The sequence below is a fragment of the Neorhizobium galegae bv. orientalis str. HAMBI 540 genome, assembly GCF_000731315.1.
GTDB lineage: Bacteria > Pseudomonadota > Alphaproteobacteria > Rhizobiales > Rhizobiaceae > Neorhizobium > Neorhizobium galegae.
Window position 1 is genome coordinate 3710911 of the sequence record NZ_HG938353.1, and the last position, 21911, is coordinate 3732821.

At 62.5% G+C, this 21911-nt stretch carries 22 protein-coding genes; 3 read left to right on the forward strand and 19 right to left on the reverse strand.

The window, feature by feature from the left end; genetic code table 11:
* Nucleotides 1–159: 159 nt before the first annotated feature.
* The 13 genes from RG540_RS18050 to RG540_RS18110 all read right to left on the reverse strand — a co-directional run bounded on the left by RG540_RS18050 (nt 160) and on the right by RG540_RS18110 (nt 14057).
* Nucleotides 160–1716: a formate dehydrogenase beta subunit gene (locus RG540_RS18050; protein ID WP_038590751.1), complete on the reverse strand. Its 1557-nt coding sequence runs from the start codon at nt 1714–1716 to the stop codon at nt 160–162.
* Nucleotides 1713–2192 carry a formate dehydrogenase subunit gamma gene (locus RG540_RS18055; RefSeq protein ID WP_038590754.1) on the reverse strand — a complete coding sequence of 160 codons (480 nt, stop codon included), beginning with the start codon at nt 2190–2192 and terminating at the stop codon, nt 1713–1715. The genes RG540_RS18050 and RG540_RS18055 overlap by 4 nt, the downstream gene beginning before the upstream one ends.
* A gap of 181 nt (nt 2193–2373) precedes the next feature.
* Nucleotides 2374–3267 carry a LysR family transcriptional regulator gene (locus RG540_RS18060; RefSeq protein WP_038590757.1) on the reverse strand — a complete coding sequence of 298 codons (894 nt, stop codon included), beginning with the start codon at nt 3265–3267 and terminating at the stop codon, nt 2374–2376.
* Between the two features lie 153 nt (nt 3268–3420).
* Nucleotides 3421–3828, reverse strand: a complete 408-nt coding sequence (locus tag RG540_RS18065) for a F0F1 ATP synthase subunit epsilon (RefSeq protein ID WP_038590760.1) — start codon at nt 3826–3828, stop codon at nt 3421–3423.
* A gap of 171 nt (nt 3829–3999) precedes the next feature.
* Nucleotides 4000–5430, reverse strand: coding sequence for a F0F1 ATP synthase subunit beta (gene atpD / locus RG540_RS18070; RefSeq protein ID WP_038590763.1), 1431 nt, complete (start codon nt 5428–5430; stop codon nt 4000–4002).
* A 23-nt stretch (nt 5431–5453) separates the two neighbouring features.
* A complete protein-coding gene (locus tag RG540_RS18075; protein ID WP_038590766.1) occupies nt 5454–6332 on the reverse strand; it encodes a F0F1 ATP synthase subunit gamma in 879 nt (292 codons plus the stop codon).
* Between the two features lie 42 nt (nt 6333–6374).
* Nucleotides 6375–7904 (reverse strand): F0F1 ATP synthase subunit alpha, encoded by a 1530-nt coding sequence (atpA, locus tag RG540_RS18080; protein WP_038590769.1) that lies wholly within the window; start codon nt 7902–7904, stop codon nt 6375–6377.
* Nucleotides 7904–8470 carry a F0F1 ATP synthase subunit delta gene (locus RG540_RS18085; protein WP_080724980.1) on the reverse strand — a complete coding sequence of 189 codons (567 nt, stop codon included), beginning with the start codon at nt 8468–8470 and terminating at the stop codon, nt 7904–7906. The genes atpA and RG540_RS18085 overlap by 1 nt, the downstream gene beginning before the upstream one ends.
* A 261-nt stretch (nt 8471–8731) precedes the next feature.
* Nucleotides 8732–9115 (reverse strand): AGROH133_08824 family phage infection protein, encoded by a 384-nt coding sequence (locus RG540_RS18090; protein WP_038590775.1) that lies wholly within the window; start codon nt 9113–9115, stop codon nt 8732–8734.
* 67 nt (nt 9116–9182) lie between these two features.
* Nucleotides 9183–11405 carry a primosomal protein N' gene (locus tag RG540_RS18095; protein ID WP_038590778.1) on the reverse strand — a complete coding sequence of 741 codons (2223 nt, stop codon included), beginning with the start codon at nt 11403–11405 and terminating at the stop codon, nt 9183–9185.
* A gap of 49 nt (nt 11406–11454) precedes the next feature.
* Nucleotides 11455–12597, reverse strand: coding sequence for an AAA family ATPase (locus tag RG540_RS18100; protein ID WP_038590781.1), 1143 nt, complete (start codon nt 12595–12597; stop codon nt 11455–11457).
* 57 nt (nt 12598–12654) lie between these two features.
* Nucleotides 12655–13131, reverse strand: coding sequence for a GNAT family N-acetyltransferase (locus RG540_RS18105; RefSeq protein WP_244446585.1), 477 nt, complete (start codon nt 13129–13131; stop codon nt 12655–12657).
* Entirely contained in the window at nt 13128–14057 is a 930-nt protein-coding gene (locus RG540_RS18110; protein WP_038590784.1) for a GNAT family N-acetyltransferase, read from the reverse strand. The genes RG540_RS18105 and RG540_RS18110 overlap by 4 nt, the downstream gene beginning before the upstream one ends.
* Before the next feature lie 152 nt (nt 14058–14209).
* Here RG540_RS18110 and RG540_RS18115 point away from each other — a divergent pair, with 152 nt between their 5' ends.
* Together RG540_RS18115 and RG540_RS18120 are read left to right on the forward strand one after the other, a co-directional pair.
* Nucleotides 14210–15145 carry a tyrosine recombinase XerC gene (locus RG540_RS18115; protein WP_038590787.1) on the forward strand — a complete coding sequence of 312 codons (936 nt, stop codon included), beginning with the start codon at nt 14210–14212 and terminating at the stop codon, nt 15143–15145.
* A gap of 80 nt (nt 15146–15225) precedes the next feature.
* Entirely contained in the window at nt 15226–16305 is a 1080-nt protein-coding gene (locus RG540_RS18120; protein ID WP_038594185.1) for a TraB/GumN family protein, read from the forward strand.
* A gap of 16 nt (nt 16306–16321) precedes the next feature.
* On the opposite strand, the gene RG540_RS18125 is transcribed toward RG540_RS18120, so the two are convergent.
* On the reverse strand, nt 16322–16810 hold the full coding sequence (locus RG540_RS18125) for a cytochrome b (RefSeq protein WP_038590789.1): 489 nt from the start codon (nt 16808–16810) through the stop codon (nt 16322–16324).
* Between the two features lie 234 nt (nt 16811–17044).
* On the opposite strand from RG540_RS18125, the gene RG540_RS18130 reads away from it, so the two are divergent.
* Entirely contained in the window at nt 17045–17437 is a 393-nt protein-coding gene (locus tag RG540_RS18130; RefSeq protein ID WP_038590792.1) for a GFA family protein, read from the forward strand.
* A 75-nt stretch (nt 17438–17512) separates the two neighbouring features.
* Here the strand turns inward: RG540_RS18130 and lpdA are convergent, their stop codons facing one another.
* Genes lpdA through odhB form a run of 5 tightly spaced genes read right to left on the reverse strand, consistent with a single transcriptional unit; the run spans nt 17513 to nt 21884 of the window.
* Nucleotides 17513–18919: a dihydrolipoyl dehydrogenase gene (gene lpdA, locus RG540_RS18135; RefSeq protein WP_038590794.1), complete on the reverse strand. Its 1407-nt coding sequence runs from the start codon at nt 18917–18919 to the stop codon at nt 17513–17515.
* A 25-nt stretch (nt 18920–18944) separates the two neighbouring features.
* On the reverse strand, nt 18945–19697 hold the full coding sequence (locus RG540_RS18140) for an SDR family oxidoreductase (RefSeq protein ID WP_038590796.1): 753 nt from the start codon (nt 19695–19697) through the stop codon (nt 18945–18947).
* Nucleotides 19694–20143 carry a hypothetical protein gene (locus RG540_RS18145; RefSeq protein WP_244446586.1) on the reverse strand — a complete coding sequence of 150 codons (450 nt, stop codon included), beginning with the start codon at nt 20141–20143 and terminating at the stop codon, nt 19694–19696. The genes RG540_RS18140 and RG540_RS18145 overlap by 4 nt, the downstream gene beginning before the upstream one ends.
* Nucleotides 20144–20198: 55 nt before the next feature.
* A complete protein-coding gene (locus RG540_RS18150; RefSeq protein ID WP_038590801.1) occupies nt 20199–20612 on the reverse strand; it encodes an MAPEG family protein in 414 nt (137 codons plus the stop codon).
* Between the two features lie 15 nt (nt 20613–20627).
* Nucleotides 20628–21884, reverse strand: a complete 1257-nt coding sequence (gene odhB / locus RG540_RS18155; protein ID WP_038590804.1) for a 2-oxoglutarate dehydrogenase complex dihydrolipoyllysine-residue succinyltransferase — start codon at nt 21882–21884, stop codon at nt 20628–20630.
* Between the last annotated feature and the right edge of the window lie 27 nt (nt 21885–21911).

Here is a 21911-nt window from a genome sequence, read left to right on the forward strand (position 1 = left end):
GCAGAACCGCCGCTTCAAAAGAGCCGACACGGAGGATGCGAGGTACAATGGAATGCGGAGAGCAAGCCCCCAGCCGATCTCCCCCCTTGAGGGGGAGATGCCCGGCAGGGCAGAGGGGGGCACTCCGGAGTTCAACCGGAGCTGACGCGCGCAGGGCCATCATTCCGCCGCCTCCACCATCGGAACCGGAGAAAAATCCTCCGGAAAGTGGTTCATCGCGCTCATCACCGGATAGGGCGTAAAGCCGCCGAGCGCACAGAGCGAACCGAACTTCATCGTGTTGCAGAGGTCGGCGAGCAGCGCCTTGTTCTTCTCCGGCTCGATACCCTGAGCGATTTTGTCGGCCGTTTCCACGCCGCGCGTCGAGCCGATGCGGCAGGGCGTGCACTTGCCGCAGCTTTCGATGGCGCAGAACTCCATTGCGAACCGCGCCTGCTTCAGCATGTCGGCGCTATCGTCGAACACGGTGATGCCGGCATGGCCGATCAGCCCGTCCCGGGCTGCGAAGGCTTCGTAGTCGAACGGCGTATCGAACAGCGCGCGCGGGAAATAGGCGCCGAGTGGCCCACCCACCTGCACCGCCTTCACCGGCCGTCCGGTCGCCGTGCCGCCGCCGATATGATCGACGATCTCGCCGAGCGACAGGCCGAAGGCCGTCTCGTAGAGGCCACCGTATTTGACATTGCCGGCGATCTGGATCGGGATCGTGCCGCGCGAACGGCCCATGCCGAAATCTCGATAGAAGGCGGCACCGCGATCCATGATGACCGGCACCGACGCAAGCGAGATGACGTTGTTGACCACCGTCGGGCGGCCGAGAAAACCCTGCAGCGCCGGCAGCGGCGGCTTGGCGCGCACGATGCCGCGCTTGCCTTCCAGCGAATTCAGCAGCGAGGTCTCTTCGCCGCAGACATAGGCACCGGCGCCGGAGCGGACCTCCATGTCAAAGGCATGCACCGAACCCATCACCGACGGGCCGAGAATGCCGGCGGCACGGGCGATCTCGACCGCTTGGCGCATCGTCGCGATGGCGTGCGGATATTCCGAGCGGGTATAGACATAACCCTTGGTGGCACCCGTCGCGATGCCCGCAATGATCATGCCTTCGATCAGCACGAAGGGATCGCCCTCCATGATCATCCGGTCAGCGAAGGTGGCGCTGTCGCCCTCGTCCGCATTGCAGACGATGTATTTTTGCGGCCCCGCCGCATCCATCACCGTCTTCCACTTGATGCCGGTCGGGAAGCCGGCGCCGCCGCGGCCGCGAAGGCCACTGTCCGTGACCTGGGCAACGATCTGTGCCCCAGTCATGGCGATCGCATTATCGAGGCCCTTCAGCCCCTGATACTGGCGATAGTCATCCAGCGAAAGCGGATCCGTGACGCCGCAACGGGAGAAGGTCAGCCGCGTCTGCTGGCGCAGGAACGGGATGTCGTGGGTCGGACCGAGATGCAAAGCATGCTCTGCACCTTGCAGGAAACCGGCATCGAACAGGCCTGAAACGTCGCCGGCCTTGACCGGCCCATAGGCGATACGCCCGTGTTCGGTACTCACCTCGACCAATGGCTCCAGCCAGAACATGCCACGCGAGCCGTTGCGCACGACTTTCGCATCGAGGCCGCGGGCTGCGATTTCGGCGATTATCGCGTTCGCCACCTTTTCGGCACCGAGCGCGAGCGCTGCAGCATCGCGCGGAACGAAAATCGTCACCGTCATCGGCTTAGCCCCGCAACGATTTCGCTAAGACAGTGCTCGTCGACGCGGCCAAGAACCTCGCCATCGAGCATCGCGGCGGGCGCGCAGGCACAGAGCCCCAGACAGTAGACGGGTTCGAGCGTCACGGCTCCGTCGAGTGTTGTCTGGTGGAAGTCGATCCCGAGAAGCTGCCGGGCATGGTCCGCGATGCGGTCGCTGCCCATCGACTGGCAGGCTTCGGCGCGACAGAGCTTTAGCACATGCCGGCCGGCCGGGTGGTCGCGGAATTCGTGATAGAAGGTGACGACGCCATGCACTTCGGCGCGCGACAGGTTGAGTTCACTGGCGATGACCGGCTTTACCTCTTCCGGCACATAACCGAACTCTGCCTGGATCGCATGCAGGATCGGCAGCATCGGACCTTCCAAATGCTTCAGATCCCTGATGATCTGAAGCGACCGCTCGGTGAGCTCACCAGCGGAAATTCGCATATTCATAGTCTGTAGCCTCCCGGGCTGATCCGTCCCAGCGCCGCGGCGTCGGCGCCACCATGCACATGCGGATCAGAAAGCCGACGAAGTTGTCCGACAATCGTACTTCGCCTACTGGGAATGGAATGTCGCAACCGGGGCCTCAACCGTCAATAAAGGAGATCGGTTACGCGATAGAAAAAAACTATCAAGCCATGGCAGCAGGAGTGAGGCTGCGAGCCTCGTGAAGCAGGGCCGACACCAGCGGCGTAAACGGCTCGCGGTGTGTCGCAACAAGCCCGACGATATGCGTGGCTTCCGGATCAACGATGGGGATCGTCCTGATTTCTTTTGTGAACCCGAACGATCGCGCCACGTTGCGCGGCATGATGCTCGCCCAGCGCCCGGTCCCCACATGCGAGAGAAGCACCACCATCGAGTTCGATTCGAGCATCGGCTTCACCGTCACCCCCGCTTCCGCAAGGTGCTGGTTGATGATCCGGCGGTTCTGCATGTCGGGCGTCAATAGACAGAGCCTAAGATCGGCCATCTCCTTCCAGGTCACGCTTTCCCGGTCCGCATAGGGCGCGCCCTCGGCCGTCACCAGATTATAGCGCTCCGCATAGAGCGGCACGCTCGTCACGCGCCCCAGCGGCTCGTTGTCGAGATAGGTAATGCCCGCGTCGATTTCGAAATTGTCGAGCTGGGAAAGAACCTGCAGGGAATTGCGCGAGACGACGGAAAAGGTGACTTCCGGATGCTTGGCCTGGAAGGGTTCGGTCAATCTGGGGATCATCGCCAGCGCCGTCGGGATCGACGCCAGCCGGATATGACCGACAAGGCCCTTGCGGGCCGCGCGCATTTCCTCGCGCATGGTGCGCGCATCGCCGACGATCCGTTTTGCCCATTCCAGCACCCGCTGGCCTTCCGGCGTCAGGCCCTGGTAGCGCGAGCCGCGCACCACGAGTTGCACGCCGAGCTGTTCTTCGAGCTGACGGATCGCCGCCGAAAGCGATGGCTGCGAAATGCCGCACTCCTCCGCCGCCCGGCCGAAATGGCCTTCGCGCGCCAGGGCAATGAAGAATTCCAGCTTGTCGATCATCGCGTTCCTCCACCGGCAAGGGCTAACAAGATGGCGCGGCACATACAAGCGGCCATCCGGTCCCGCCGATAGCCGCCGGAGGAACCGACCACCGCCCAAAGAAAAAGGCGGCCTTTCGGACCGCCTTGCTCTTTCGCAGAGAATTTTGACGTATCAGGCCGGATTGACGACGCCGTTCAGGTGCGTCAGTTCCGCCAGGAACTGTTCGAGCTTGGTCTTGTGCTCGTCGTTCTGCGCGTGGTTGATCTCGGCCTGCGTCGTCTCGATCCGCTTCTGCAGCGTCGCGTGGGTCAGCTCGCTCGCCGGAACCGCAGATTCGGCAAGCAGCGTGCAGCCGGTCGGCAGGATGTCGGCGAAGCCACCGAAAACCACGTATTTGGTGACCTGGCCCGAGGCAAGCTTCACCGAAACCACACCCGGCTTGATGGTCGTCATCGTCGGCGCGTGATTGGCAAGCACCGTCATTTCGCCAAGCGTCGCCGGGATCACCACTTCGGTGACCTTTTCCGAGACGAGCAGGCGCTCGGGCGAAACCAGTTCAAAGTTGAAAGCCTCGGCCATGAAGGTCTACTTCCTCAAAGCAATTCCAGCAAAAGTGCAGAGCGGTTTTGCGTCCGGAATTGCGAAAAACTAAATCATCAGGGCATCGAGGCAATTCCTTGCCGAGAAGCCCGCGTGTTTTATGCGGGAAAGGCGCGCCGGAGATAGTCCCGCGCGCCATCTCGTTCAGGATCAGGCTGCTTCAGCCAGCTTCTTGGCCTTTTCGACGGCTTCTTCGATCGAGCCGACCATGTAGAAGGCGGCTTCCGGAAGATGGTCGTAATCGCCGTTGACGAGGCCCTTGAAGCCCTTGATCGTGTCTTCGAGCGCAACCAGCTTGCCCGGCGAACCGGTGAAGACTTCGGCGACGAAGAACGGCTGGGACAGGAAGCGCTCGATCTTGCGGGCGCGCTGGACGGTCATCTTGTCCTCTTCGGACAGTTCGTCCATGCCGAGGATGGCGATGATGTCCTGCAGCGACTTGTAGCGCTGCAGGGTCGTCTGCACCTTGCGGGCGATATCATAGTGCTCTTCGCCGACGACCAGCGGGTCGAGCATGCGCGAGGTGGAGTCGAGCGGGTCGACGGCCGGGTAGATGCCCTTTTCGGCGATCGAACGCGACAGAACCGTCGTTGCATCCAAGTGGGCGAACGAGGTTGCCGGTGCCGGGTCGGTCAAGTCGTCGGCGGGAACGTAGATGGCCTGAACCGAGGTGATCGAGCCCTTGGTCGTGGTGGTGATGCGTTCCTGCATCTGGCCCATGTCGGTGGCGAGCGTCGGCTGATAGCCCACGGCCGAAGGGATGCGGCCGAGCAGAGCCGACACTTCCGAACCTGCCTGGGTAAAGCGGAAGATGTTGTCGACGAAGAACAGAACGTCCTGGCCCTTGTCGCGGAAATCTTCAGCGATGGTGAGACCGGTCAGAGCCACGCGAGCGCGGGCGCCCGGCGGTTCGTTCATCTGGCCATAGACGAGCGCGGCCTTGGAGCCTTCGCCGCCGCCATGCTTGTTGACGCCCGATTCGATCATTTCGTGGTAAAGGTCGTTGCCTTCGCGGGTACGCTCACCGACGCCTGCGAACACGGAATAACCGCCGTGTGCCTTTGCGACGTTGTTGATGAGTTCCATGATGAGAACCGTCTTGCCGACGCCTGCACCGCCGAAGAGGCCGATCTTGCCGCCCTTTGCGTAAGGCGCGAGCAGGTCGACGACCTTGATGCCGGTGACCAGGATCTGGCCTTCGGTCGACTGATCGACGTAGGAAGGCGCTTCCTGGTGGATGGCGCGCTTGCCGGAGGTGACCAGCGGACCGGCTTCGTCCACCGGCTCGCCGATGACGTTCATGATGCGGCCGAGCGTTTCCGGACCGACCGGAACGGTGATCGGAGCGCCGGTATCCGTGACGTGCTGACCACGAACCAGACCTTCGGTCGAGTCCATTGCGATGGTGCGGACGGCGCTTTCGCCGAGGTGCTGCGCGACTTCGAGAACAAGGCGGTTGCCGTTGTTGTCGGTTTCAAGCGCGTTCAGGATCGCCGGCAGTTCGCCGTCGAAAGTGACGTCGACGACAGCGCCGATAACCTGGGTCACCTTGCCGAGGGACGTGCCCGTTGCGGTAGCCATGATTCTTACCCTCTTTCTTTACCTCAGAGCGCTTCCGCGCCCGAAATGATTTCGATAAGTTCCTTGGTGATCTGTGCCTGGCGCTGACGGTTGTAGGAGAGAGTCAGCTTGTTGATCATGTCACCGGCATTGCGCGTCGCGTTGTCCATTGCGGACATCTGCGCGCCATAGAAGGAAGCGTTGTTTTCGAGCAGAGCCCGGAAGATCTGGACTGCGACGTTCTTCGGCAGCAGGTCTTCGAGGATTTCCTCTTCGCTCGGCTCGTATTCGTAGAGCGCCGAGGAGGCATCCGCAGCCTGCGTCGCATCGAACTTGGCCGGGATGATCTGCGAGGCGGTCGCCACCTGCGAGATCACCGACTGGAAGCGTGCGTAGAACAGCGTCGCGATGTCGAATTCACCGGCATTGTAGAGCGCGAGCACCTTGTGTGCCACCTCGTCGGCCTGGGCGAAACCGAGCTGCTTGATTTCGCGGAACGTCACGTAGTCGACGATGTTGTCCTTGAACGTGCGGCGCAGGATGTCGTTGCCCTTGCGGCCGACGGTGATGATCTTCACCGTCTTGCCCTGGGCAAGCAGCTTCAGCGCGTGGTCGCGGGCAAGACGGATGATCGAGGAGTTGAAGCCCCCGGCCAGACCGCGTTCGCCGGTCGCGACGATCAGCAGATGAACCTGGTCCTTGCCGGTGCCCGAAAGCAGCAGCGGCGCTTCCGCATTGCCGGCATTGGCGGCCGAAAGGCCGGCCAGCACCTTGGTCATGCGTTCCGCGTAAGGACGGGCGGCCTCGGCCGCCTCCTGAGCACGGCGCAGCTTCGCCGCGGCGACCATTTTCATCGCCTTGGTGATCTTCTGCGTCGCCTTGACGGAGGCGATCCGGTTTTTCAGATCCTTAAGTGAAGGCATCCGTTATCGGTCCCCTGGGGGTTAGGTGGGCTTGATCCGTTCTCAGGCGAACGACTTGGCGTAGCTGTCGAGAGCAGCCTTCAGCTTCGCACGCGTGTCGTCGGAAAGCTGCTTCTCGGTGCGGATCGCATCGAGGATAGCCTTGCCTTCGGAACGCAGGTACGAGAGGAAGCCCTGCTCGAACTTGCCGACCTGGGCGACCGCGATCTTGTCGAGGTAGCCGTTAACGCCGGCGAAGATCACAGCGACCTGTTCTTCCGTCTTCAGCGGCGCGAACTGCGGCTGCTTCAGGAGTTCCGTCAGGCGTGCACCACGGTTCAGCAGGCGCTGCGTCGAGGCGTCGAGGTCGGAGCCGAACTGGGCGAAGGCGGCCATTTCGCGATACTGGGCAAGTTCGCCCTTGATCGAGCCGGCAACCTGCTTCATCGCCTTGATCTGCGCGGCGGAACCGACGCGAGAAACCGACAGACCGACGTTAACGGCCGGACGGATGCCCTGGTAGAACAGGTCGGTTTCAAGGAAGATCTGGCCGTCTGTGATCGAGATCACGTTGGTCGGAATGAAGGCCGAAACGTCGTTACCCTGGGTTTCGATGACCGGCAGAGCCGTCAGCGAACCATTGCCACGCTCGTCGGAGAGCTTTGCAGCGCGCTCCAGAAGACGGGAATGCAGGTAGAAGACGTCGCCCGGATAAGCTTCGCGGCCCGGCGGGCGGCGCAGGAGCAGCGACATCTGGCGGTAGGCGACGGCCTGCTTGGAAAGGTCGTCGTAGCCGATCAGGGCATGCATGCCGTTATCGCGGAAATATTCGCCCATGGCGCAGCCGGCGAACGGTGCCAGGTACTGCATCGGAGCCGGATCCGAAGCGGTCGCAGCAACGATGATCGAGTACGGCAGAGCGCCACGCTCTTCGAGAACCTTCACGAACTGAGCAACCGTCGAGCGCTTCTGGCCGATAGCGACGTAGACGCAGAACAGCTTTTCCGCATCCGGGCCGTTATCGTGAATGGCCTTCTGGTTGAGGATCGTGTCGAGGATGATCGCGGTCTTGCCGGTCTGGCGGTCGCCAATGACCAGCTCGCGCTGGCCGCGGCCGACCGGGATGAGCGCGTCGATGGCCTTGAGGCCGGTCGACATCGGCTCATGAACCGATTTGCGCGGAATGATGCCCGGAGCCTTGACGTCGACGCGCGAACGGCGGGTCGCGTTGAGCGGGCCCTTGCCATCGATCGGGTTGCCAAGCGCGTCGACGACGCGGCCGAGCAGTTCCGGACCAACCGGAACGTCGACGATGGCGCCGGTCCGCTTGACGATGTCGCCTTCTTTGATCGCACGGTCGGAACCGAAGATGACGACGCCGACATTGTCGGCTTCGAGGTTCAGCGCCATACCACGGATGCCGCCCGGGAATTCGACCATTTCGCCAGCCTGGACATTGTCCAGACCGTAGACGCGGGCAATGCCGTCGCCGACGGACAGAACCTGTCCGACTTCGGAAACTTCAGCCTCCTGGCCGAAATTCTTGATCTGGTCTTTCAGAATTGCGGAAATTTCCGCGGCGCGGATATCCATCAGCCAACCTCTTTCAGTGCAAGCTTAAGGGTGGAAAGTTTGGTGCGAAGGGAAGTATCGATCTGACGAGAACCGACCTTGACGATCAGGCCGCCGAGGATCGACGGGTCGATGGTCACGGCGATTGTCACGTCCTTGCCGGTTACGCCCTTCAGCGCCGACTTGAGTTCGTTTTCCTGCGCCTGGGAAAGCGCATGCGCCGAGGTGACCTCGGCAGTGATTTCACCGCGATGCTCTGCGGCGATCTGGCGGAAGGCGCGGATCATGCCTGGCATCGCGAAAAGACGACGATTGCCGGCGACCACCTTCAGGAAATTGGCGACGAGACCGGAAATGCCAGCCTTCTCGGCCACGGCGATCACGGCCTTCTGCTGGTCCTCGGCGGAAAATACCGGGCTTGCGACCAGGCGTCGCAGGTCTTCACTCTCATCCAGCAGCGCCTGAAAACGATCAAGATCGGCACCGACCTTGTCGATCGAACCAGCCTCGAGAGACAGTTCGAAAAGCGAGGAAGCATAACGCTCCGCTACACCGGAAATAAGCTGGGACGTGTCAGCCACGGGCACAGTTTCCCTGTATTGCCATCCAAGCGCCAGACCCTATGGGAGAGGTGAAGCAAGAGCTTGAAATCGTTTGATTTTTTCTCAGAACCTGCAGAGCTTGCGCCCTACCCTTTCCGACTTTCGCGGTCCGTCTAGCATAGGCTGTAAGGACTCGCAACACGCCTGATAACGGAAAAAGCCGGACACGCAAGGGCTGAGAGCGATTTTATACCGGAAGCGGAAGGATTTTCGGCAGGCAACCGCCTGCAATCTTCGAATTATGCGTCAGATATAGCCGAAGACATAGGCGAGCGGCCCGCCGGCAAGCGCAACCTGAAGTAGGGAAAATGCTATGTTTCTGGGGGTGAAGCCTCGATCCAGGGCACAGGACAGCAATCGTCCCACAGCAGCAAATCCGAGTGCGATACCGAGCGTCATGTAGATCCAGTCCTGGGCGAGCATGATCGCCGCCAGGCCGAACCCGAGATGATGGGCGCCGGTCGATCGGACCGCGGCATAACCTTCCGGCCGCACCTCGCCGATCTGGAATGCAGTCAGGCGCAGGACGACGGCGGGAAACAGGAAGACGAGGAGGCCGAGCGCAGCGGTTACCGCCGCACAGACGAAAGCCACCCGCTCGCCGAGTTCAGTGGGAAAATAAAGTTCCATGTCGCCTCGCATCGTTCGAATCGCAAGATTCTAACGCAAGCGGTAAACAAGTCGCAAAGAGCGGCGATCAAAGAAAACTCTGCGGGTCGATATCGAGCTGGATCTGCACCGAGCCGCGCTGTTTCGGGCCGTTCTCCATCATCGCCCGCAGAAACGCCTGCATGTCGGAATTGCGCCGGCCATGCACCAAAAGCCGGAAGCGGTGCCGGCCGCGCACCAGCGCCAGCGGCGCCTCCGCCGGACCGAGCACCGAAATGCCGGTGACCTTTGGCGCGGCGGCTCTGAGGCCCCGCGCATGGGTTTCCGCATCCGCACGCGTATCGGCAGAAACGATCAGCGAGGCGAGCCGACCGAAGGGCGGCAGGATCGCCTTTTCCCGCTCGGCGATCTCGCGCTCGTAAAAGGCCCCGGCATCTCCCGAGACGATTGCCTGCATCACGGGATGCTGAGGCTGAAAGGTCTGCAGCAGGCCATGGCTCTTGAGGCCGGTTCGCCCGGCGCGGCCCGTCACCTGGCTCAGAAGCTGGAAGGTGCGCTCGGCAGCGCGTGGATCGCCATTCGAAAGCCCGAGATCGGAATCGACGATGCCGACCAGCGTCATCAGTGGAAAGTTATGGCCCTTGGCGACCAGCTGGGTGCCGATGACGATATCCGCCTCGCCCTTGGCGATCGCCTCCAGCTCTAGCCGCATGCGCTTGACGCCGCCGAGCAGGTCCGACGACATCACGATCGTGCGCGCCTCCGGAAAATGCTTTTCGACCTCCTCGGCAATCCGCTCGACACCCGGCCCGCAGGCGACGAGGTGGTCGAGCGTACCGCATTCCGGGCAGGCTTCCGGGGTCCGTTCCGAGTAACCGCATTGATGGCACTGGATCTGGCTCTTGAACCGGTGCTCCACCAGCCAGCTCGAACATTGCGGGCACTGAAACCGATGGCCGCAGACGCGGCAGAGCGTCAGCGGAGCATACCCACGCCGATTGAGGAACAACAGCGACTGCTCGTTCCGCTCCAGGGTTTTCTTCATCGCCCGCAAAAGCACCGGCGACAGGAATCCACCGCGCTCCGGCGGGTGGCGCCGCATGTCGATCAGATGCAGGTCTGGCATCGCCGCATCGCCGAAACGGGTTGGCAGGTGCACCGTGTTGTAGCGGCCGGCCAAGCCGTTGACCTGGCTCTCCACCGAGGGCGTCGCCGAAACCAGCACGATCGGGAAATCGCCGATCCGGGCCCGCACCACCGCCATGTCGCGGGCATTGTAGAAGACCCGGTCTTCCTGCTTGTAGGCCGGGTCGTGCTCTTCGTCGACGATGATCAGGCCGAGGTCCTCGAAGGGCAGGAACAGCGCCGAACGCGCTCCGGCCACCACCTTCACCTCGCCGGTCACCACGCCGCGCCAGACCTTTTCACGCATGCGGGGGGCAAGATCCGAATGCCACTCGCCGGGCTTGGCACCGAACCGCTCCTGGAAACGTTCAAGGAAGCTCGATGTCAGCGCGATTTCCGGCAGCAGGATCAGCACCTGCTTTCCGCGCCTCAAGGTTTCGGCGATCGCCTCGAAATAGACTTCCGTCTTGCCCGAGCCGGTGACGCCATCGATCAGCGAGGCGGAGAACCCGCCGGCCCGGATCGACTCCAGGATGTCCACGGATGCCTGTTTCTGCGGTCCCTCGATGCGCGGGCTGATATAATCCGGATCGGGCCTCGCCACGACCGGCGGTGGCGGCAGGAAGACAGTCTCGAAAATCCCTTGCGCGGTCAGCCCGTCGACAACACTCATCGAGACACCGGCGGCATGCGCCAGCCCGCTGCGCGTCCAGGGGATTTCTTCCTCGTCCGCGAGATCGAGCACCCGGGCCCGCGCCGGCGTCAGCCGCTCCGGCTGGCCGCCGAGATAGCGTAGGCCTTCGACCATCGGCTCCGGATCGAGTGCGGCGGGCGCGCGGATCGCCATGCGCGCCACCAGGCCCGGTGGGGACAGCGTATAGCTCGCCACCCAATCGACGAAATCGCGCATCTCCTTGGAAAGCGGCGGGCAATCGAAAACGAGGGTCAGCGGCCTCAGCTTCTTGGGATCGAGCTTGTCGTCGTTGTCGCCGTCCCAGACGACCCCGATCAGCTGCCGTGGCCCGACTGGCACCTGCACGACCGAACCGGGCTCCACATGCACCCCCTCCGGCACGGCATAGCTATAGGCGACCGGCACCGGCAGCGGCACCAGCACCGGCACCACCCTCACCAATGACGGCGCTTCAAACAGCGAACCGAAGAGATCGGACGAATCTATGCCCATGGGCGGCGACCATGCCCAAACCCGGAACAAAAGGGAACCCTAAACAGGATCACTCATCCTCGTCTTCGTCATCGATGACGCCGGTCAGCCGCATGCCGTCGATCCAGGTGGCGCCTTCCTTTCGGATCACCCGCCGCGGCCGCGTGCCGCAACGCTCCTGGACGGCGGAGGCAAGCAGTTCCGAATGGGTGACGATCCAGATCTGGCTGTGGCGCGCGGCCTGCGCGATCATGTCGGCGAGCGGCGCCAGCATGTCCGGATGCAGGCTCGCCTCCGGCTCGTTGAGCGCGATCAGCGGCGGCTGGCGATAGGACATCAGCGCCGCGGCGAGCCCGAGGAAACGGATCTGGCCATCGGAAAGCTCGCGTGGCTGAAAAATCCGTTTGGGGAAATCGGGAAATACCAGACCGAATTCCGCATATTCACCCGGCTCAGGCACATGCAGTTTCGCCCCGCCAAGAGCTGCAGCAACGGCGCTGTCGAGCTCCACCGTGTCCCCACGGGTGTGGACGAGCGTCGCGAACACCGCCGCCATGTTACCGCCGTCCTGATCCAGTAGCGGCGAGGTAACGGCAAGGCAGGGCTGCCGCAGGGCGGAATCCCGATCGGTTCGAAAACCGTGGAAGAACCGCCAGCCATCGATCAATCGCCGAAAAGCCCCGACTTCCGGATAGTGGCCGGCATCGCCGAGCAGCGCGATTGCCGTTTCCGAGGTCATCGCCTTTTCGGGATACTCCTCCATGCGACCGCTTGCCCCGCGCACCATGATCCCCGGCCCGGTGCGTTTCATCATCGTCACGGGCCGCGAGCCGGTTTCAACGACAAGCTCCTCCTCCTTCACCTGCGGCTCGAAGGCAAAGCCCGCTGCATCGATAGGCGGACGAAGCCCCGCCTCGACCCGGTAGCGGAACGTCACCGCTCGCTCGTCATCAAGAACCTCGACTTCGAGCCTGATGCGGAAATTCTTCTCCTGCCGGCGCTGTCCAGACCAGAGCGCCGAAGCCATGCCGCCTTCCGCCGCAATTTCATAGGCAAGATTGCCGCGCACCGCCGCCTGCACCAGCTGCAGGGCGCGGTAAAGATTGGATTTTCCGACGCCGTTTTCGCCGATGAATAGATTCACGCCGGCCAGATCCATGCGGATCGAGCGCAGAGAGCGGTAGTTGGCGGCAAACATCGAGCGAAGCAGCATGCTCCATTCCTAGTCGAAGAACGGGCCTAGCCAAAGAACGGCGGGAAAAAACGTCGCTCAGGTCAGGCGCAGGGTGTGCGTATAGCTCTCGCCCGTCAGCGGCAGAAAGCCAATGGCCTGCCAGAAACGACTGGCATCGTCGCTGCCGGCATGGACTGTCACGACCGGCGTGAAGGAGCGGGCGTGTTCGAGCAGGTGTTCGGCAAGACGCCTGCCGATCCCCCTGCCCCGGTATCGCCGCGACACATAAAAGCGGCGCATCCGCAGCCAGTCGGCGCGCGACGGCTCGACCGTCATCCCGCCGACGGCGATCAACCGTCCCTGATCGTGAGCACCGAGCAGGCTTTCGCCGCGTCGCTCGAAGCGATTGATCCCCGCAGACCATTCCTCGGCGATCCGCAGGATGTGATTATAACCTTCCTGCCTGGCGGTCTCGGCGAGCATCACGATATCACCCCCGAGCGGGTTGCCGAGCGGAGCAATCACCACGCCTATGTCCAGTGCAGCTATATCCGCGGGACGCATGTCTTTCATGCCGCCGAAGCCGTCTGCGATTTCTCGGCAGGCTTGAATGTCGCGTCGCCATCGGCGGCAAGCTCGAACACCGTGTGCTGTTCGAGCGCCTTGGTGACCTCCGTCATATCGCCATCCAGCGCGCTCGGCGGGATCATCTGACCAACGGTGAAATCGAAATGGTCGCCCTTCTTGTTGAGAAGTTCGTAGAACACCGTCATGTCGCGCAGCTCCGTCGACCATTTGGCAAACCAGTAGAACAGACCGGAATTGCGCGCCCGCATGTGGATCGGCAGGATCGGCATGTTGTATTTGCGCGCGAGGCTAACGGCAGATGTCTTCCACGGGCGCTCGTTCAGTCTGCCGTCCGCCCAGTAGGCGATGCGCCCCGAAGGAAACAGCACCATCACCTTGCCGTCCTCGACGGTCTTGTTGGTCAGAACCAGCGTCTCGCGAGCCTTGAGCTTGGTCTTGTGCTCCTCCCGCCATTCGACGGGGATGATCATCTCGGAAAAACGCGGATTGACGCGCACGGCATCTCGGTTGGCGAAAACCATCATGTCCGGACGGCGCGACTTCAGCAGGTCGAAGACGGCAACCCCATCGGCAATCCCGGTCGGGTGGTTGCTGACCAGGATGAAACCGCCCTTTTCGGGAATACGCTCGGCATTGGCGACCGTGACATCCAGCTTCAGGAGGTTGCTCATGTATTCGAAGCACTGGAAGCCGTTGAGCGTGGAGATGTCGTTGGCGAATTTGATCGCCCTTCCATAACGCAGCAGCGTGTAGAGGAATGGACGCATTGCCGGCCAGAGCGGATTCTGGACGATCCGCTGGCCGCGTTCGGCAATCAGCGTGTCGACGATGTGACCAGGTCTGCCTTGTGAAACGAGGGCGATTGTTTCCGCGAACTGTCCAAAAGTGGTCGTAGAATCACGGCGCGCCATAGAAACTCCCGCAGGCAGGACCTGCTTGGTATCGCAGCCCCGTATGATCGAACGATGACATCGTTACCCAGGACTAAGGCAGGTTTAGGGATTTCGTAACGCCGTCCAGAGCAATCTGGGGCGCAACCTCTCCAAATTCAACGGGTCAGATCTTGAACGAACTGCTGATTATCGCCGCGCCCGACCTGACCGAAAAACGCAGGGAATGGCTGGAGAGCCTGGCGAGCGAGCGCCGGCTTTCGCCGAACACGCTCGATGCCTATGAACGCGACACGCGGCAGTTTTTGACGTTTCTGACCGGACATCTGGCAGGTCCGGCGAAAATCTCCGATATCCACACGCTGCGCCCGGCCGACCTGCGCGCCTTCCTGGCAGCCCGCCGCCGCGAGGGTTCGGGGGCGCGGTCGCTCGGCCGGCATCTTGCCGGGCTTCGTTCATTTCTTCGTTATCTCGAGCGCAAGGGCCTGGTGAACGCCGCAGCCGCCGGCGCCATCCGCGCTCCGAAGCAGCCAAAATCCCTGCCGAAGCCGCTGAGTGACCGGCAGGCGCTCAATCTCGTCACCACGGGCGCGCAGCTGCAGGAAGAGCCGTGGATCGCCGCCCGCGATGCCGCGGTGCTGACCCTCCTATACGGCTGTGGCCTGCGCATCTCCGAGGCGCTCGGCCTCCGCCCCATCGACCTGACGCCGGGTGCAACGACGCTGCGGATCACCGGCAAGGGCAGCAAGACCCGCCTCGTGCCGCTCCTGCAGGTGGTTTTCGATGCCGTCGCCACCTACCAGAAACTCTGCCCCTACCATCTGGAGGCAGAGAAACCCCTCTTCCGGGGCGCTCGCGGCGGTCCATTGCAGCCGGCGATCATCCAGCGGGAAATGCAGAAGCTCCGGAGTGCCTTCGGCCTGCCGGAGACAGCCACGCCGCACGCGCTGCGGCATTCCTTCGCCACCCATCTGCTCGCCGGCGGCGGCGATCTGCGCACCATCCAGGAACTGCTCGGCCATGCCAGCCTCTCGACAACGCAGGTCTATACCGGCGTCGATTCCTCCAGATTGCTGGAAGTCTACGACCGCGCCCATCCCCGCGCCTGAACGAAGTTTTAACCAGTTGCGTTAAGCGCTTGTGCAGCCGCCATCGCTAATATGTCGGCAACTTTCAGACGGATGACATGATGACTCCCGCCTTTGCCTCCCCCACCGGCGCTTTGATGAAACGCGCCCAAGGTTTCGTGCTGTGGCTGATTGCGGCCGCACATGTCGCAGCACTTGCCTCTCTGCTTCTCATCCTCGGCTCATTATCCCCTGCACGGGCGGAAACGCCGGCCTGTGACGGCCAGAACCTTCTCGAAGAGATGAAGGCCGAAAAGTCGCCGCTTTACGACCAGATCGTCGCCGAGGGCGCCAAGGTACCGAACGGCAAGGGCATCTTCTGGAAAATCGAGAAGGACGGGCTTCAAGCCTCCTATCTGCTCGGCACCATGCACGTTTCCGACCCGCGGGTGCTGAAAATGCCGCTTGGCGCCGCCGAAGCCCATTCCAAGGCAAAGACCATCATCATCGAATCCGACGAGGTCATCGACGAGAAGAAGGCAATGGCCAAGATGCTGGCCAAACCGGAACTGATGATGCTGACGGATGGCAGCACGATCGATTCGCTGTTGCCCAAGGATGATGTCGCGCTGCTCGAGACCGGCCTGAAGGCACGCGGAGTGCCGCTCTCGGCCGTTTCGCGCATGCGACCGTGGATGCTGATGGCTCTCGTTTCCGTGCCGGCTTGCGAACTCGCCCGCAAGGCGCAGAACGTCGCCTTTCTCGACAAGAAGATTGCCGAACAGGCCACCGCCGAGGGCAAACCGGTCAAAGGGCTGGAAACGCTCGAAGAACAGGCGGCGGCACTGAACGCCATCCCGATCGAGCTTCACCTCAAGTCGCTGATCGAGACCATCAAGCTCGGCCGGCGCGTCGATGACATTTTCGAGACGCTGACCGAAGTCTATCTCTCAGGCAATATCGGCCTTGCCATGCCGATGTTGAAAGCCGTGGCACCCGACGGAACCGAGGACGAGGCCGGTTATGGCGACTTCGAAAACCTGGTGGTCAGCAAGCGCAACCATGTGATGGCCGATCGGGCAGCTCCGATCCTGGATCAGGGCGGCGCCTTCATGGCCGTCGGCGCCCTTCACCTGCCGGGCGAGGAAGGCCTTGTCGAGCTCTTCCGGAAACAGGGCTTCAAGGTGACGGCGATCAACTGACGCCGCCCATTCGTCGTCAACCGCTCGTCATCCGCTTCAGCACATCGGTCTTCCAATAGAACTGATGCACCAGCGTCCCGCCGATATGGGCGACGATCAATGCCCACATCAGCAACTTCAGCGGCCCCGTATGCGCGAAGGCGGCAGTCTTGTTTCCGAAATACCACGCGCCGATGCCAGCAAACGGCATGGCGACAAAGAGCGCGTAAAAAGCCCAGTGGCTGATCTTCGCCACCAACCGCAGGAACGGAGGCTCTTGCCGCGGCTCCGGCGGCACACCTTGCACCAACCGCAGACAGAGCCGGATCAGGCCGAGAGCCAGCACGCCGATGCCGACATAGGCATGGATATTCGCCGAACTCACCTGCTCCGGCGTCAGTGCCTGACCGCGGAACATCAGCCGCGCGGCAGTCTCCATGGCGTCGGTGAAAAGCAGGTTGAATAGGATCAGCGCCGCCATCAGCCAATGTAGGATACGCTGGGGAACTGTGAAGGAGGAAGCCATTTTCTTGACCTTTTTCAGAAGGTTAGAGTGATGGAATCCAGTCTAGGTCCGTTTGCCGGATGCTCAAGCGAAAGCGGCAACCCTGTCCAAGATTTAATCCTGGAATTGATCAATCATAATTCCATGCCGTGTGTTCGGCTGGTAGCGATGAACATTATCGTCCGCTGCGGACAATTGCACCGAAGCTGCTGGTCGGTAAAATTTCCCGCCGCTTGATTTTGGAGGAGACGCGACATGGATCGATTTACCGGCGGTTGCCTGTGCGGCAACGTGCGATTTGTGGCGTCGGGGCTGCCGTACCGGGTCGGCCTCTGTCACTGTCTCGACTGCCGCAAGCACCATGGAGCGCTTTTCCACGCTTCCGCGATATTTCCCGAGGACGCGGTAACGGTCGATGGCGAGACGCGCGATTACGCCGGGCGGTTTTTCTGTCCCCGCTGCGGCTCGTCGGTTTTCGCACGCACCGCGGACGAGATCGAAGTCAACCTCGGATCTCTGGATGCCCCCGACCAGCTGACGCCAACCTACGAAAGCTGGATCATCCGCCGTGAGTCCTGGTTGCCGCCGTTTCCGCTCGCCAGGCGATACGAGCGCGATCGTGATGCCACGGGCCGTTTCGAGGGGTAGGCCTCACAAACGGCGAAAGGGCAGGACGATGTCCCACCCTTCCCGATCATACCGGCATGAAAGCGCTGGACGCGCTCACATGTGGATCGGCTTGAAGAAGGTCGCGAGTGCTGCTTCCTTGACGGCTTCCGACATGGTCGGATGGGCATGGCAGGTGCGGCCGAGGTCTTCCGACGAACCGCCGAATTCCATCAACACGGCGATCTCGTGGATCATTTCGCCGGCGCCGAAACCGACGATATGGCCGCCGAGAACCCGGTCGGTGTCCTTGTCGGCCAGGAACTTCACGAAACCGTCCGTCGCCAGCATCGCGCGGGCGCGGCCGTTCGCCGTGAACGGGAACTTGCCGACCTTATAGGCGATGCCCGCAGCCTTCAGCTCTTCCTCGGTCTTGCCGACGGACGCGACTTCCGGCTGGGTATAGACGACGCTCGGGATGACGTCGTAGTTCACATGGCCGTGCTGGCCGGCGAGGATTTCCGCCATCGCCACACCTTCGTCTTCCGCCTTGTGGGCAAGCATCGGTCCCTTGACCACGTCGCCGATCGCATAGATGCCCTCGACATTGGTCTTGAAGTGGCCGTCGATCTCGACGCGGCCGCGGTTGTCCAGCTTGACGCCCGCTTCCTCCAGGCCGAGGCCTGCCGTGTAGGGCTTGCGCCCGGTAGAGATCAGCACCACGTCGGCTTCCAGCGTCTGGGCCTCACCACCCTTGACCGGCTCGTAGGTGACCTTGGCGCCAGTGGCGGTCTTTTCGACGCCGGTGACCTTGGCATCCGTACGGATGTCCATGCCCTGCTTCACCATCATCCGCTGGAACTGCTTGGAGACTTCGCCGTCCATGCCGCCGAGCAGCTTGTCCAGGTATTCGACGACAGTCACCTTGGCGCCGAGGCGCGACCAGACCGAACCGAGCTCCATGCCGATGACGCCGCCGCCGACCACGATCAGGTGCTGCGGCACCTTTTCGAGCGCGATGCCGCCGGTCGACGAAATGATCACCTTCTCGTCGATCTCGACATTGACGCCCGGAATGCCCGCAACGTCGGAGCCGGTGGCGATGACGATGTTCTTGGTTTCAAGTTCCTGGACCTTGCCGTCGTCGCCGGTCACCGTGACCTTGCCGGCCGAGACGATCTTGCCGGTGCCGATGAAGCCGTCGATCTTGTTCTTCTTGAACAGGAAGGAGACCCCGTCGACGTTCGACTTAACGGTCGCGTCCTTGTGGGCCATCATCTTTTCAAGATTGAGTTTTGGCGCGGAAACCTCGACGCCGAGCGCATCCATGCCGTGGGCGGCGTGGGCGAACATTTCGGAAGCGTGCAGCAGCGCCTTGGAGGGGATGCAGCCGATGTTGAGGCAGGTCCCGCCATAGGTGGCGCGCTTTTCCACGACCGCGACCTTGAGGCCGAGCTGGGCAGCCTTCACCGCGCAGACGTAACCGCCGGGGCCGCTTCCGATGACGACGAGATCATATGCCATAGTACTTTTTCCTTCTCTTCATCTCTTAGCGCCCGCCGCTCACGTCGAGTATGGCGCCGGTTACGTAGGAAGCCGCTGGCGACAGAAAATAGAGGACGGCATCCGCCACCTCTTCCGCCCTGCCCGGCCGTTGCATGGGAACGCTGGGCGCCATGTCGCGCGCCCGGTCCGGCAGGCCGCCGGACGCATGGATATCCGTGTCGATAACACCTGGGCGGATCGCATTGACGCGCACGCCTTCGGTCGCGACTTCGCGCGCCAAGCCAATGGTCAGCGTGTCGATCGCGGCCTTCGAAGCTGCGTAATCGACATATTGCCCCGGAGAGCCCAGCTTGGCAGCCATCGACGAGATATTGACGATCACGCCGCCCTTGCCGCCGTGTTTCGTCGACATGCGGCGCACCGCCTCTCCGGCACACAGGATCGAACCGATGACATTGACCCGCATCATTCGCTCGATGCGTTCGGCGCTCATCTCGTCGATGCGTTGGGGCATGTCGACGATCCCGGCATTGTTGACCAGCCCGTCCAGCCGCCCGAAATGTCGGTCGACCGCCAGAAACATCGCGACGATCTCGGTCGCATTGCCGACATCCGCCTCGACCGCGATCGCCTCGCCGCCGGCTGCCTCGATTTCCGAGACCACCTTTTCGGCCGCCTGCCGATTGGACGCGTAGTTCACCGCCACCCGCCAGCCGCGGCTGGCAGCCATGAGCGAAACCGCCGCGCCGATGCCGCGGCTTCCGCCGGTCACCAGAAGAACAGGGTTTTCGCTCATGCCTTGCATTCCTTGAACTCGTACAGATCCCAGGGGACCTGTTTCAGACCGCTTTTGCCCCACAGCGTCGAATGTCGGATCGACGGGCCGAAGCCCGGCATCAGGATCGCGTCCGGCGCCCGGGTATTCGCCGCGCCCAATATGTCGATATGGCCGGTCGCCACATCAAGGGCATAAGGCACGCCTGTCCAGACGGTACAGGCCCGAAGTTCGGCGCCGGTCGCATCGCCCTGCGGGCAGTTGTTCGTCACCATGCCGCCTGGACGCTTGGATTCCTCGTCATACATGACGTTGCCGTCGAGCTTCAGCTTGGCCCCGGTGATCGTGAACAGGTGGCTGACGACCGCCGCATCCGAACCGACCGGCTTGAACGAAAGCACGGTCCCGGCAGTAGCCTCGACGAACACGGCCTTCTCGATGGCGCATCGCTCGGCAGCTATCGCCATGCCCGGCACCAGGCAAAGTATCGGAAGCCATGTTTTCAAGGATGCGGTCATGGCGTCACCGGAAAAGCGCGATGGTCATGGCGAGAAGCCCGATCAGGCTCACCGTCCAGACGAGGGAGCGGATATAAGGCACGCCGCCCATATAGAGCGGGATATAAACGACCCGAGAGATCAGCCAGATCCAGCCGCCGATCAGCCCCCAGCCGGACGCGTCTCGAGCAAAGGCAACGCCGAGCAGAAGCCCGACAAACGCCGGATAGGTCTCCTGGAAATTTTTCGAAGCACGCGCGGCACGCCCCGCGAACTTGTCCCTCGGCGCCAGTCCCTCGTCTCGCGGCCCTGCGTTCCATTCACGACCAAGCTCGCGAGTGGAAAGCGTACCCTGCAGTAGAACATGGAACACCAGAAGGACAACGCTCAAGGCCAGCAGCGTCATGTATGGCGTTGCGGTAACCCCGAGCGTTTCCATAGGTTCGTTCCCGTCTTAGAGATCGAGAACCAGGCGTTCCGGATCTTCGAGGCTTTCCTTGACGCGCACCAGGAAGGTCACGGCTTCCTTGCCGTCGACCATGCGGTGATCGTAGGAGAGCGCGAGATACATCATCGGGCGGATGACGATCTGGCCGCCGATGACCACCGGACGGTCCTGAATCTTGTGCATGCCGAGAATGCCGGACTGCGGGGCGTTGAGGATCGGCGAGGACATCAGCGAACCGTAGACGCCACCGTTCGAGATGGTGAACGTGCCGCCCTGCATGTCGGCCATCGAAAGCGCGCCGTCACGGGCGAGCTTACCGAGGCGGCCGATATCCTTCTCGATTTCAGCGATCGACATCTGGTCGGCATTGCGCACGACCGGAACCACAAGGCCCTTGTCGGTGCCGACGGCGACGCCAACATGGCAGTAGTTCTTGTAGATGATGTCGGTGCCGTCGATCTCGGCGTTGACAGCCGGCAGTTCCTTCAGCGCGTGGGTCACGGCCTTGGTGAAGAAGCCCATGAAGCCGAGCTTGACGCCGTGCTTCTTCTCGAACACGTCCTTGTAGCGGTTGCGCAGGTCCATGACCGCCTTCATGTCCACCTCGTTATAGGTGGTCAGCATGGCGGCGGTGCTCTGGGCATCCTTGAGGCGGCGGGCGATCGTCTGGCGCAGGCGCGTCATCTTCACACGCTCTTCGCGGGAAGCGTCGTCGGCCGAGGAAACCGGACGCGGTGCCGCCGGAGCGGCAGGCGCCTGTGCCGGAGCGGAAATGCCCTTGGCGACGGCAGCGATCACGTCGCCCTTCAGAACCTGGCCACGCTTGCCCGAACCATCGATATCGGCAGTCGAGATGTTGTTGTCCGCAGCGACCTTTGCAGCAGCCGGAGCCGGCGGCATCGAGGTGGCGGTGGCAGAAGCGCTGGCGGCGGCAGCGACCGGCGCCGGAGCAGCCGGTTCGGCAGCCTTGGCAGGTGCAGCTTCGGCGGGCTTTGCAGCCGGGGCGGCGGTCGCGGCGCCGGCAGCGCCTGCGGCGATCTGGCCGAGGAGGGCGCCGAGGCCGACGGTCTCGCCGTTGGCGGCGACGATTTCGGTCAGAACGCCGGCGGCCGGCGACGGAACCTCGACTGTCACCTTGTCCGTTTCGAGCTCGAGGAGCGGCTCATCGGCCTTGACCGTATCGCCGACCTTCTTGAACCAGGTGCCGACAGTTGCCTCGCTGACGGACTCGCCGAGAGTGGGGACGCGGATTTCGGTGGCCATGATCTGTTTCCGTGTTTGTAGGTTGTG